This window comes from Oribacterium sinus (assembly GCF_963553175.1).
Classification (GTDB): domain Bacteria; phylum Bacillota; class Clostridia; order Lachnospirales; family Lachnospiraceae; genus Oribacterium; species Oribacterium sinus_B.
Window position 1 is genome coordinate 35,193 of sequence record NZ_CAUVME010000004.1, and the last position, 13,303, is coordinate 48,495.

Genomic DNA, 13,303 nt, shown 5'->3' on the forward strand with positions numbered 1-13,303 from the left:
TTTAAACAAAATGCGGCACAATCCAAAATATGCCGCATTTTGTTTAAAAAAAGATATGCATATGGATAATAGATGTAGAGGTAGTTGAGATGGAAAAATATTCAAAAGTTTCCAACGACCAATTGATTTTTTCAATTCAAGAACTAAAAGATAAAGGCTTGTCATATTACAAAATCAGCCAATTGGTTAAACAAGGAATCTTCATAAAACTAAATAAGAAATATTATGAAAATACGAATTTTGATGGAGAAGAGTCTGACTTCTATTATGCTTATGCGTATGTGCCAAATGGCGTTATTTGTCTTCTGAGTGCCGCTGTTTATTATAACCTGTCTACTTATCGTCCGGATGCCATAGATATAGCAATTCCAAGAAAAGCAAGGGTGTCGACTCTTCCGGAATGGCCGGTATTAAATATATACTATTTTACAGAGGAACGTTTTTCTGTAGGTGCAGAAATCATAGAAGTTGGTAATAATAAGTTTCGTATTTATGATATAGAGAAAACAGTTGCGGATATCGTGTTTTATAGAGAAAAAACGGGTGTTGAGGAAACAAAGGAGGTTCTTAGCAATTATCTTCATAGAAAAGATCGTAATTTAAATAAGCTGATTAGATATGCAGAAATGCTTAAGTGTAAGGATATTATAAACAAGTATCTGGAGGTACTGGTATGATAAGTGCAATATCGGTAAAAGACAGGTTGAAGAAGCAGGCGATTAATCACCGTGGTACTTCGTTTGATGATATTGCTGCTTTTGAGAATGGATTCACAGATGATGAAACAAGGCTGATGAGATGGAATTCATTTGTGAAAAAGAAAAAAGCCTTAGTAAAACTTGGTTTTGAAGAAACTGTACAATTGTTAAAAATTCTACTGTTCCCCATCGTGGATGCTATAAAAAAGGATGAGTTATTTGAGCATTCTTGGAGTCACGAGAAAAAGATGTGGAGCTAATTGTGCCAAAAAGTGACATCTTGCACTAATTTACCTTATTTCTCTAATATTTCAAAATAATGTAGTTTTTGAGAAAGCGCAGAAAACCTTGCAAAACAGGGCAATCCACGGCACTTTAGGAGGGAAAACACTATGTTAAAAATCTGTTTCGTCTGCCACGGCAACATTTGCCGCAGCCCTATGGCGGAATTTCTGTTTAAAAGAATTTTGGAGGAGCATGGGAGAACAGAAGAATTTCAAGTATCTTCCAAAGCCACCTCTTCGGAGGAAATTTATCGTGGACAGGGGAATCCTGTCTATCCTCCGGTACGGGAAATTCTGGAAGGCCTGGGAATTGATTGCAATAAAAAAAGAGCCTGCCAATTGCAAAAAGAAGACTATGAAAATTATGATTATTTCATAGGGATGGATGAAAGAAATCGGGAGAATATGAGTCGGATTTTAGGCGGAGACCCCAAAGGCAAGGTTTCCCTCCTTGGAGATTATACCGACCATCCTCATCCCATTGCCGACCCTTGGTATAGCGGGGAATTTCAGGCCTGTTATGAAGATATCCTAGAGGGATGTAGGGGACTATGGGAACAGATTAAAGAGAAGTAAAAGAAGCCGGTGCTGTAGAAATACAGTGCCGACTTCTTTTATTTTTTGTTTAAACCTGTGCGAGTTGTGTTTGCTTGTGTGTTTTGCCTAAAATACATGGGAATATTTTGTATTTTTGCTTATTGAAAACTTACATAAGTAGGGTATAATGCAGATAGTTATTTGTTCAGAATATACAAGAAAGATGGGAGGAAAACAATGAAAAAGAGAGTTTTATCCGCGGTATTGGCCCTTTCCTTAGGGGCAACTTTACTGGCTTGCGGAGCAAAGACAGAGGGAAATGCCGGAGATGCATCTGCTAAGGCGGAGGAGGGAAAGTCCGAAGCCGCTGCGGGAGAAGAGAAGGCAAAGGGCAGTGGAGAAACCTTGACTGTTCTTTATATGTCCGGCGTTTATGCAGATGCGGCTAAGTCTATGGTGGCTGAGTTTGAAGAGAAAACCGGTGCTAAGGTGGAAGTTATCGACATGCCATACACCGAGCTTCACCAGAAGATGCTTTTGGACTTTACCAGCGGTGCAGGAACCTATGATGTGATTGATGTAGCCAGCCAGTGGGACGGAGAATTTGCGCCTTACCTTACAGACTTACAGCCTTATATGGAGAAGGACGGCGTAAAGGCGGAGGACTTTATTGACAATGTTATTGCAAACTCCGGAAAGTGGCAGGACAAGTACATCGGAATTCCCAATGCTTCCACACCACAGCTTTTTGCTTACCGTACCGACATTTTCCCGAACGGACTTCCGGATACTTGGGAAGCGTACAGAGAAGAACTAAAGAAGGTAACCAAGAAGGATGAAGGCTTCTACGGTGCTTCCATCTCCGGTATCACCGGGCAGCTGGGCGGCGTTTTTGACTATGTGCTTTGGTCTAACGGTGGTGCATGGGCGGATGAGGATTGGAAGGTTACCATTGATTCTCCCGAAACCAGAAAGTCCTTAGAGCATTTGAATGCTTTACAGGAATCTTTGGATCCAAACTGGTTAAACTGGGGAACCGATCAGTCCATTCAGGCTTTCTTAAACGGAGATGCAGCAGTTTGTGAGACCTGGCCTACATTAGGTTTGGTACAGGATGCTGACAATCCTGAAAAGTCCAAGGTAGTAGGAAAATGGGCATTGTCCGTAATTCCAAAGGAGAAGACAGGAATCACCCTTCTTTCCGCATGGGACTGCGCAATTCCGGAAGGCTCCAAGAACAAGGATTTGGCTTGGGAGTGGATCAAGATGTACACCAGCTTAGACAAGCAAAAAGAATTCTATGACAACCACGGCATTCTTTCTCCAAGAAAGGCTTTCTGGGAAGAGGATGGCATCAAGGGAACTTATATGGATACCGTTCGTGAGGCTTTGGACACTGCAAATATGTGGTGGAGAGTGGCTGCTTCCACACAGGTGGACACCAGCTTTAACACTTTGATTTCCGCTTACCTTTCCGGACAAAGCGATTTGGATACTACCGTAAAGGAAATGAAGGCTGCCGTGGAAGAAGCATTGCAGCAGGCACCTCCTGAAGAGGGAACCAAGAACTATAATCATTAATCTATTTTGTAGAGAAGTATTTTTGCTTGTCTCAAAAAAACAGTTTTAAAAAGAATATGCTAGAAAGTTAGAGGAATACAGTATGAATGGCACAGAAATAAGAAAAGGAAATAGGGGTAGAGGAGAAAGGCTGTGGTCTTGGCTTTTCCTGCTTCCTACCATTTTATTCTTAGGCTTTACGGCCTTGTTACCCCTACTGTATTCCCTCTATCTCAGTTTATTTCAATACAAAATCAATCTTCCCAATGCCGTTCCCAAGTTCATCGGCATTGGGAATTATCTTCGGATGCTTCAGGACAAAAACTTGGGGGTGAGTGTGGGGAACACGGTTCTTTTTGCGGTAGTTTCCGTATCTTTAGAGTTGGTTTTAGGGCTTTTGGCCGCTATGATGCTTTGCGGTACCAAAAGAATTTATCGCATTTTTACTTCATTACTCTTGATTCCCATGATTATGGCTCCGGTGGCCATCGGTACTTTATTTCGAATGATGCTGGACGGCAGTACGGGAATCATTAATTACCTCTTGCATTTTGTGGGTGTACCCCAAATGAACTGGTTGAGTAATCCGAAAACTGCTATGCCTGCGGTGATTTTTGTCAATGTGTGGCAGTTGATTCCCTGGGTATGCATCATTACCATGGCAGGACTAAAGTCCCTTCCCCAAGATGCGCTGGAAGCTGCCAGGGTGGACGGGGCGAAGAATCGCCATATCTTTTTCCAAATCGTGCTTCCTATGATTAGTCCTTTACTGATTATTGTACTCATGCTTCGCTTTGTAGATGCCTTTAAGGTGTTTGACACCATCTATACTATGACCAACGGCGGTCCGGGAAATGCTACGGAAATGCTACCGAACTACATTTACAAGCAAGGCTTGAAGTTCTTTGATGCCGGCTATACGGCGGCTCTGGCTATGGCCTTCGTTTTCTCTATGACCATTATCAGTTTCCTTTTCCTTCGTTGGAGAAGACATGTGGAAGAGAAAGTTTTGTAATCTGAGAAGTAGAAAGGAAGAAGATTATGGCTAGAAAGCAAAGAATGGATGCAAATGATTCTATGGTGCATGAAATATTGGGAAATGTGTGGGGAAGGCCTTTTCGTATAGTGTTTACCGCTGTGCTGATGTTGCTGGTTTTATTTCCCTTATACTGGCTTTTTTCCAGTGCTTTTAAAATTAGGGCGGAGTATTTGGCGAATCCGCCTCTTTTGATTCCCCATGTTTTCACCATGGAAAATATTAAAATGGTACTGTCCATGAATGGTCTTGGACGACAGTTTATGAATTCCATGATTGTCAGTCTTAGCTCCACCGCTATTTCTTTGCTTTTTGGCTCTATGGCCGCTTATAGTCTGGTGCGAGGAAAGTTCTCCAACCTTACCCGTCAGATTTTTGGCCTGTGGTTTATGATTCAGAAAATGTATCCGGCTATTGCTACAGCAATTCCCATCTACCTTGTGATGCGAAAGCTACAGCTTATTGATACCCTGCCGGCTTTGATTATTATGAATACCAGCTTTAACCTGCCATTGGTTATCTGGCTGATGATGGGCTTCTTCGCCCAGGTGCCTATTGAGATGGAGGAATCTGCCAGAATTGACGGATGCCATTTCCTAAGTCGCTTCTTCTATGTGGTTTTTCCGGTAACAAAGTCCGGCATTGTGGCGGCAGGAATCCTAGCCTTTGTGGGAGCCTGGAATGAATTCCTCTTTGCAGTTATTTTAAGTATCAATAAGTCTAAGACATTGCCTGTGGTTATTGCGGGATTTATCACTGATAAGGGCTTGGATTGGGGACCAATGGCGGCAACTTCTCTAATTAGCTTGTTACCGGTTTTGGTACTGGTATACCTTTGCCAGAAACAGTTCGTGGAAGGACTGGCCATGGGAGCGGTGAAGGGGTAGAAGAAGGTGAATCATAATACGAGCGGGCAATAAGGTGGATATTCTTTATGAGAACTAATAGTCGAAAAGTGATGATTAAATATTTTTGTGCATTAATGATTTTGACTATTTTGTTTCTTTATCTTATTTGCTATCGATTTTCTGTACAAAGGACTTATTCACAAAAAGTCATTGTCCTCCTCTCCGGTTCTGAGGAGGATATGAGCTGGAACAAGGCAAATATTGATGGCATTAAATCCTATAATGCAAAAAATGATCAGCGAATAGAATATATCGAGAACATAGCAGAGAAAGATTTTGAACGTAAGGTTTTACAATATGCTGATCAGGGATATGGTCTCATTATCGGGGCAGGCGCACAATTTAATGATGTTATAGAAGCTACAGCGCCTCAATATAAAAATACCTTGTTTTGTATTATCAATGGTTCGTTTTTAAATCAAAAGAATATAGTCTCTGTTCAAATTAAAGAGGAGGAAGCAGCCTATATTGCTTCCTGTATAGCCGGGAAACTAACGAAAACAGGAGTGTTTGCAAATATTGCAGGATTTCCGAATGAGCCAATGAAGAAAATGTTGGACATTTATGAGAAAAATGCTGTTCGCGTTGCCCGGGAAAGAGGGCTTGGTCAGGCTCACTGTCTAAGGGCCTATACCAACAGTTGGGATAATATTGACTTAGGATATAAAATTACAGAACAAGTGTTAGAAGAAAATGCAGACATTGTTCTGGTATATGCTAATAAGGTTTGGCAAGGAAGCCTTCAGGCGCTTCAAGAAGAACCGGGCAAAGCAAATATGATTGGAATTGCTACGAATCAGTGCTCTATAGATGAGAATATTGTTTTGGCATCTGTTATATTTGATTTTGATAAAGTTTACGCATGGATTATGGACGAATATAAAAAGGGACATCTTGGCAAGCAAAGGGTATATTCACTGGGAATGAGCCAAGATCTATTTCACGTGCAATATAGTAAGAAAATACGAGGACAAGTAATAGAGGAAATTGATACCGTACAAAAAGACTTGAAAGCAGGACGGATTAACTTGGGCAAGGAGTAGTAACAAATGAGTCTTTGGAAAAAAATGTCATTCACAATTATTGCGGTTATTGTACTTATTACCGGGCTTTGTGGAGTGATTTCTTACAGAACGGTACAAAGTGTAATTATTCAAAATAAAAAAGAAGAAATGGGAAATATGCTGAACCTTATTGATATGAATATAACGCAGCATATAGAAACATTAGATAGATTGATTGACGTTATTAGTGATTTGGTGTTTGCCCCCAATAAAATGATTAATGAGACAGGAGTAAAGATATTTGGAGAAACGGAGCTTTTTATTTTAGAACAGGAAATTAATGTTTTTCCTTCGGTTAAAAATTTATATGCTTTGAATCAACAAGATGAAATTTTTTACCAATATAAGATGAGTCAAATTTCTTTAGAAGAACTTTTCGTTCAATTGGGTGAGGATAAAGTAAAGCAAAATAAAAATATATGGATCAGCCTAGAGGACGGATCCATCTTTTTACTTAGAACTATATGGGTGGAAGGGGAAAAGAAGGGATCAATTGTTCTGGAGTTTAACCCCGAAATATTTATGCAATTACTGATTAATAATTTAAGTACTTTTCATCATCAAATTACTCTTATTACAGATAAAAATGGGAAGGTGATTTGTTCGAATACCAGTGTGCCGGCAGAGTATCTTAATATAGTAAAAGAACGATATGATACCGGAGAACATACCTTTCAATTTAACTGGAGTAACGTTAGCTATTTTGCTTGTGGTCAATACAATGGCATTACCGGATGGAGGCTATTTTCTATTGTTGCTACGAAAGACATTTTTCCGCAATTACAACTGTTAAAAAATAGAGTAATCACAATTACTGCTATATCCGTGCTTATGGGATTTCTAATCAGCTTTCTTCTTGCATGGACGATAACTAAGCCATTGAAAGAGCTTTCCAAGGCCATGGAGAAAGCACAAAGTGGTAACTTTGACATTCAGGTTCATACGAATCAAAAGGATGAAATTGGAAGCTTAATTCAATCCTATAATTTTATGCTGGGTGAAATTAAAAGGCTTATTCATGTGGTTACGGAAGAAAAGATGGCGCAGAAGACAGCAGAATTAAATGCTTTGCAAGCGCAAATCAACCCTCATTTTTTGTACAATACTTTAGATACTATCAATTGGATGCTTTTAGCAAGAGGAGAGGACGATATTAGCGATTTAATTGTTCGTTTGGGAGAATTGTTAAAGTACTCTATATCAGGTGCAAATACATTAGTGCCTTTGCAAGAAGAAGTAAGATACATTAGAAATTATTTAGAAATTCAGAAGTGTAGAATGGAGGAGCGTTTGGAATATGCTATTTCCATAGAGGAAGCATGCAATGCGTATCCTTGTCCTAAACTTCTCTTGCAGCCTCTTGTAGAAAATGCAATAAAACATGGCTTAGAACCTTTGGTGCGGGGAGGTAAAGTTTGTATTATTGCAGTAATAGATCAAGGAGAGTTGAAAATTTCTGTTATTGATGATGGGCAAGGAATGGAAGCAGAAAAGATACAAGATATACTTTTGGATAAGGGTGTTGGTCTTAATAATGTGGAGAAACGAATCAAATTAATTTACGGACAGAGCTATGGTTTGAGAATTCATTCTCAAAAGAATAATGGGACCACAGTGGAAATTCATCTGCCGTTAATAGTAGAGGAGATTTTTCATGAAAATTATGATTGTAGATGATGAACCTAAAATTAGACAGGGACTCAGGACTTTACTTTCCGGTCAAGAAGGAATGGAAGTAGTGGGGGCTTATGAAAGTGCTATTTCTGCATTGCTCGCCATTTCGGAGAAAAACCCTGATGTTCTCATTACAGATATAAGAATGCCTGAGTGTAATGGATTGGATTTTATAGAAAAAATAAGAGAGAAAGATGAGCGCATAAAGATTATTATCCTTAGTGGCTATAGCGAGTTTTCTTATGCACAGCGGGCTATCAAATATGGGGTATATAGATATCTCACAAAGCCGACTAATCCAAGAGAACTTCTTATGGCTTTAAGAGAGCTTGGTTTTAATACACGAAAGAATGATGGAGAAGCAGTTGGAAAAAATGTATTTTCAGAAAATTTTGAGGTGGGAAATTATTTAGTTAGAGAAGCGATGAATTATATTGAAGTGCATTATGCAGAAAAAATAGGACTCAAGAGTATAGCAGATGTTTTGCATATTTCTCCAAACTATTTATCGGACTTGTTTCGCTTACATTTGAAAGATAATTTTTCAGATTATCTTTTGGCTTTTCGATTAAAAAAAGCTTGTTTGTTTTTGGAGTTGCCACAATATAAAGTGGCAGATGTTTCTCAAATGGTTGGGTTTAAAGACGCGACTTATTTTAGTACAGTATTTAAAAAAGCATACAATGCTACTCCATTGGAGTACAAAAATACTGCAAAAAAACCATATTAATGATATATTTTTCGAAAAATGTATACATAATATATGTAAAATAAATAAAAGTGATAAAATATATGTAGAAAACAAATAAAATCAGTAACTTATCATGTATTCAATAAAAAACAAAATAGATATACTGTTCATAAATACAAGTACAGAAAAAAAGGAGGGTTACCTTATGAAAAAGAATCGTTTGTTTTTTTCTGCAACCTTAGCATTATTGGCATCTATGATGGTTGCTTGCGGCGGTGGAGCTGCAAAATCTGAGTCGAAGGTCGAGAATGGTGAACAACAGAATGCCGAGAAGACAGATTCAGAATATTCTGACATGAAGATTGTTTTAATTCTTCCCGGAAGCATAGATGATCAGAGCTGGAATGCCAGCAATAATGCCGGAGCAAAACAATGCGATAAAGAACTGGGAACCAAGATTGAGGTGGTTGAGTCTGTTCCTGTAGAGGAATTTGAGCAGACCTTCACAGAATACGGTGAAAAGGGATATGACCTGGTAATGGCTGCTGGAAGTCAGTTTGATGAAGCTTGTGCAGCAGTAGCGCCTCAATATGAAAAGACAGTTTACACCATTATCAATGGAACCAAGAGTGATTCGGATAATATGGTTCCGGTTTTCCCAAAAGAATATGAAGGTTCCTATATTGCGGGAGTCATTGCCGGATACACTACGGAGAATGGAAACTTTGCAACTATGGGAGGAGAGTCTAATCTGGCCATGGTACACCTTTTGGATACTTATGAAGGGATAGCTGTGGCAACCGCAAAAGAAAGGGGATTAGCGGATGCAAAGGCAAATCGTTCATTCTTGAATACCTGGACCGATGTATCCATCGGAAAGGCAATGGCTTCACAAATGATTGATAATGGCGCTGATACAGTGTTCTGCTACTCCAACGAGGCGACTTCCGGCGCAATTCAGGCAACAGCTGAAAAAAAGGCAAAATTCGTAGGATTTGCAGCGAACAAGAATGAGGAAAGTGATTGTGTAGTGGCATCCGTAAGCATGAACTGGGCCAATGTATATCCTTGGATTATTAAGGGCATCAAAAGTGGAGAATTAAAAGGTGCTCAAGAGGTGGGAGTAAAAGAAGGTGTGTTTGAAACTATCTTTACTGACCAGTGCTCTGAGGAATGTAAGAAGGCAGTTGAGAAAGCTACAGAAGAAATTACAAATGGAAAAATAGACTTTAAGCAGTATTTTTCTGAATAGATTTATAAAAAGGCAGTGTTAATCTAACGCTGCCTTTTTCATAAAAATCCTTAGGAGATGCATTATATGGGAAAAAATATTATTGTTGAATTAAAACATATCAACAAACGTTTTGCCAAGGTTTTGGCAAATGATGATGTATCTATGGTGATTAAAGAGGGAGAAGTAGTTGCTCTCTTAGGGGAGAATGGTGCCGGAAAAAGTACCATCATGAAAATCTTATACGGACTTTACCATGCCACAGAAGGAGAGATTTTCATTAATCAGAAAAAGGTAGAAATTCGCTCTCCTAAAGAGGCGATGGCTTGTGGAATTGCTATGATTCAACAGCACTTTTCCTTGGTAGAGGCACATACGGTTACCGAGAATATAATATTGGGGCATTGCAAAGGTAGGATTGATTTCACAGAAAAAGAAAAAGAGATTCAAGCCCTTGCTGACCAATATCACTTTGATGTTCCTGCAGGGGAATTGGTGAAGAATTTGACGGTTGGTGCACAGCAAAAAGTTGAAATTTTAAAGGCACTCTACCTAAATGCAAAAATTATTATTATGGATGAACCCACAGCAGTACTTACACCCCAGGAAGCGGATGTGTTAATGGGATTTGTCCGAGACTATGTAGCGAAGGGAAATTCGATTGTATTTATTACCCATAAGATGAAAGAGGTTTTAGAAGTATCGGATCGAATCATTGTACTGCGAAATGGAAAAATAAGTGGAACGATAGAAGAAGGGGAGATTCGGACGGTTAAAGAGTCAGAGTTAGTCAATCTGATGATTGGACATGACTTGGAAATTATAAAAGCGCCAACAATGACGGGGACAGATAATCGGAAAAATAGATTAGAGGTAGAACATGTATCTTTAAAATCTAAAGATAATATTCCATTACTGGATAATGTTTCATTTTCGATTAAAGAAGGAGAAATTCTTGGTTTTGCAGGTGTTTCCGGAAATGGACAGCAGGAACTTTGCGAAGCGATTTATGGTGCAAGAAAACTTCATGCAGGAAAGGTGATTCTTGACGGAGAAGAGATTAGCCAATTAGCGGTAAAAGAAAGAATCGAAAAGGGAATAGGATACTTAGCGTCGGATCGTTACAGGTATGGAATGATTTCCGGAATGACACTCTCTGAGAATATTCTTTTAAAAGCCAGTTATCTTAAAAACTGGGTTAAAAATGGAATCATAAAATGGAAAGAATTGAACAATTATACGGAGAATATTATTCAGGAATATAAGGTTAAGGCTCCTGACCATGAAGTTGTGATTGGTAGCTTGTCCGGGGGGAATCAACAAAAAGTTGTCGTGGCCAGAGAAGTGGATAGAGGAGAAAATTTGATTATATTTGATCAACCTACAAGAGGCTTAGACCTTGGGGCGATTAACTATGTACACAAAACCATTATGAGAGAAAAGAGTAAGGGAAAGAGCATTTTACTGGTATCAACAGAGCTATCGGAAATCTTTGCTCTTTCTGATAGGATTGCTATTTTATACAAAGGGAAAATCATGGGGATTTTTCAAAATGGGGAGCTTAGCACAGAACAGATAGGATTGTTAATGGCAGGCTATGAATTAAAGGAGGCGTAAATGAAAAAGAAAGAGATTCTTTGTGATTTTTTACTTTGGATTCTTTTCGCAATCCTTTTAGGTCTGACAATCAGCTTTAGTTTTTTACCTTTATTATCAGTGAATCCTTTTCAGGCTCTTACGGTAATGTTTTCAGAAACATTTTCCAGCACATATAATATGGGAAATATTCTGATTAAAACGGCTCCTCTTATTTTAACCGGTTTGGCTTTTACGTTCACCTATAAAGCGAATCTGTATAATATTGGAGCGCAGGGGCAGTTCTATTCCGGCTGCATTTGTGCATCGGCAGTATCTTTAGCACTGGGAGGGAAACTTCCAGGACCAATTGTAATTCTTTTGGCAGGAATGGCTGCTATTTTGGGCGGTGCTGTTGTTGGATTTATAATTGGATTTTTAAAGGCAAAATTCAATGCTAATGAATTTTTGATTAGTATGATGTCCACCTATGTTATCCAATATGTTATGCAGTTATTGCTCAGAACCAGTTTACAGGAATCAAAACATGAGTATTTGAAAACAGACTATTTGGATAAAAGCACCTGGCTGCCAAAAATCATTCCGGGCACCTCTGTTTCCTTGGGAATTGTGATTTCTTTGCTGGTTGCGGTATTGGTTTGGTATGTACTTTATAAGACTTCTTTAGGATTTAGAATTCGGGCAACCGGTTTAAATCAGGATGCTGCCAGAATGTCCGGAATCAGTCCTCAACAGCAATATATGCTTGCCTTCGCCATTAGTGGTGCTATTGCAGGACTTGCAGGACTGGTGGAAATCAATGGAATGCAGCATATGCTTCTTACTGGTTTTGATACGCAGATAGGATCTTACGGAATCGGAATCGCTATTTTAGCCAATGCTCACCCACTTGCGGTTGTACCGGCTTCTCTACTATTTGGCTTTTTGCAAGTTGGAGGAACGGCATTGGGACATTCAACGGATGCTCCTGCCAGTGTAATTGATCTGCTACAGGGTTTTGTAATGCTCTTTGTGCTTATGTCTTTCTACTTTAGAAGAAAGGCTGAATTAAATAAGCTTAAGAAAAAGAGAATCGTGACAGAGGAGGCCTAGAATGAACAATATAACAAGCCTTTTGGCAAGAGCATTTTTTATGAGTACCCCTCTTATTCTTGGTGCGCTTGGAGAGGTGATTGCAGAGAGAACAGGAATGATGGTTACCGCTGTAGAGGGAATATTTCTCATCGGGGCATGGGGAGGATTCATAGGAGCATATATTAGTGGGAATCTATATCTTGGTTTTTTGCTGGCTATGGTGTGTGGCCTCATGGTTGCGCTTCTCTATGCTTTAACCACTGTATATATGAACCAGCATCAAATTGTAATGGGAACAGCAATTTCCATTTTGGTAACAGGGTTTTGTACTTTTTTCTATCGAGTTATTTTTGGCATTCAAACCACCCCTTTGAAAGTAGAGGTACTTTCCACAATACAGATCCCTATACTAAGTCAAATCCCTTTTGTTGGTAAAATTCTATTTTCCCAAAATATTATTACCTATCTGGCATATCTATTGATTCCGATTATTTTATTTGTGATGAATCATACAGCATTGGGGCTTACCCTTAGATCCTGTGGAGAGAATCCGGAAGCCGTTGATACCGCAGGAATAGATATATTAAAGATTCGTTTTGCGGCAGTAGCCGTCGCCGGTTGTTTGGGAGGAATTGCAGGTGCGTACTACTCTTTATGTAATGTGGGGATGTATACATCTGAAATCATTAGTGGGCGCGGTTGGATTGCTTTTGGAATTTGCTTTTTAGGAAACTGGAACCCGGTAGGAGCACTGATTTTCGGCACTGTATTTGGCGTATCAGAGGCTATTGGAGTTTATGTAAAATCTTTGGGGGTGAGCACCATGCCCAGTGAACTCTTTAGTGCACTGCCTTATGTTTTAGTGATTGTTCTAACGGTTTGTAGGAAAGATCTCAGAGCGCCAAATAAGCTGGGACAGAATTATGTGAAAGAGAATTAGTGTATAGAGT

Annotated in this window: 13 protein-coding genes; all 13 read left to right on the plus strand. The window is 39.2% G+C overall.

From position 1 onward, the window contains the following. Positions 1-89: 89 nt before the first annotated feature. The 13 genes from RYO92_RS01740 (at position 90) to RYO92_RS01800 (ending at position 13,293) form a co-directional block, all read left to right on the plus strand. The gene (locus tag RYO92_RS01740; protein ID WP_315369282.1) at positions 90-677 is read left to right on the plus strand and encodes a type IV toxin-antitoxin system AbiEi family antitoxin domain-containing protein; all 588 of its coding nucleotides are present in this window, start codon (positions 90-92) and stop codon (positions 675-677) included. Beyond that, on the plus strand, positions 674-958 hold the full coding sequence (locus RYO92_RS01745; RefSeq protein WP_315369283.1) for a hypothetical protein: 285 nt from the start codon (positions 674-676) through the stop codon (positions 956-958). Before RYO92_RS01740 ends, RYO92_RS01745 begins: the two co-directional genes overlap by 4 nt. Before the next feature lie 132 nt (positions 959-1,090). Next, positions 1,091-1,558: a low molecular weight protein-tyrosine-phosphatase gene (locus RYO92_RS01750; RefSeq protein WP_315369284.1), complete on the plus strand. Its 468-nt coding sequence runs from the start codon at positions 1,091-1,093 to the stop codon at positions 1,556-1,558. 198 nt (positions 1,559-1,756) lie between these two features. Beyond that, positions 1,757-3,100, plus strand: coding sequence for an ABC transporter substrate-binding protein (locus tag RYO92_RS01755; RefSeq protein WP_315369285.1), 1,344 nt, complete (start codon positions 1,757-1,759; stop codon positions 3,098-3,100). Positions 3,101-3,182: 82 nt separating this feature from the next. Next, positions 3,183-4,094 (plus strand): carbohydrate ABC transporter permease, encoded by a 912-nt coding sequence (locus RYO92_RS01760; RefSeq protein WP_315369286.1) that lies wholly within the window; start codon positions 3,183-3,185, stop codon positions 4,092-4,094. Between the two features lie 26 nt (positions 4,095-4,120). Continuing rightward, positions 4,121-5,002, plus strand: coding sequence for a carbohydrate ABC transporter permease (locus tag RYO92_RS01765; RefSeq protein ID WP_315369287.1), 882 nt, complete (start codon positions 4,121-4,123; stop codon positions 5,000-5,002). Positions 5,003-5,097: 95 nt separating this feature from the next. After that, positions 5,098-6,066, plus strand: a complete 969-nt coding sequence (locus RYO92_RS01770) for a BMP family protein (protein ID WP_315369327.1) — start codon at positions 5,098-5,100, stop codon at positions 6,064-6,066. A 6-nt stretch (positions 6,067-6,072) separates the two neighbouring features. Next, positions 6,073-7,764 (plus strand): sensor histidine kinase, encoded by a 1,692-nt coding sequence (locus RYO92_RS01775; RefSeq protein WP_315369288.1) that lies wholly within the window; start codon positions 6,073-6,075, stop codon positions 7,762-7,764. After that, on the plus strand, positions 7,742-8,491 hold the full coding sequence (locus tag RYO92_RS01780) for a response regulator transcription factor (RefSeq protein WP_314832854.1): 750 nt from the start codon (positions 7,742-7,744) through the stop codon (positions 8,489-8,491). The genes RYO92_RS01775 and RYO92_RS01780 overlap by 23 nt, the downstream gene beginning before the upstream one ends. Positions 8,492-8,657: 166 nt before the next feature. Then, on the plus strand, positions 8,658-9,704 hold the full coding sequence (locus RYO92_RS01785; protein ID WP_314832855.1) for a BMP family protein: 1,047 nt from the start codon (positions 8,658-8,660) through the stop codon (positions 9,702-9,704). Positions 9,705-9,770: 66 nt separating this feature from the next. After that, entirely contained in the window at positions 9,771-11,300 is a 1,530-nt protein-coding gene (locus tag RYO92_RS01790; protein WP_315369289.1) for an ABC transporter ATP-binding protein, read from the plus strand. Then, positions 11,301-12,371 (plus strand): ABC transporter permease, encoded by a 1,071-nt coding sequence (locus tag RYO92_RS01795; protein ID WP_315369290.1) that lies wholly within the window; start codon positions 11,301-11,303, stop codon positions 12,369-12,371. Position 12,372: 1 nt separating this feature from the next. After that, positions 12,373-13,293, plus strand: a complete 921-nt coding sequence (locus tag RYO92_RS01800; RefSeq protein WP_315369291.1) for an ABC transporter permease — start codon at positions 12,373-12,375, stop codon at positions 13,291-13,293. Positions 13,294-13,303 lie beyond the last annotated feature (10 nt).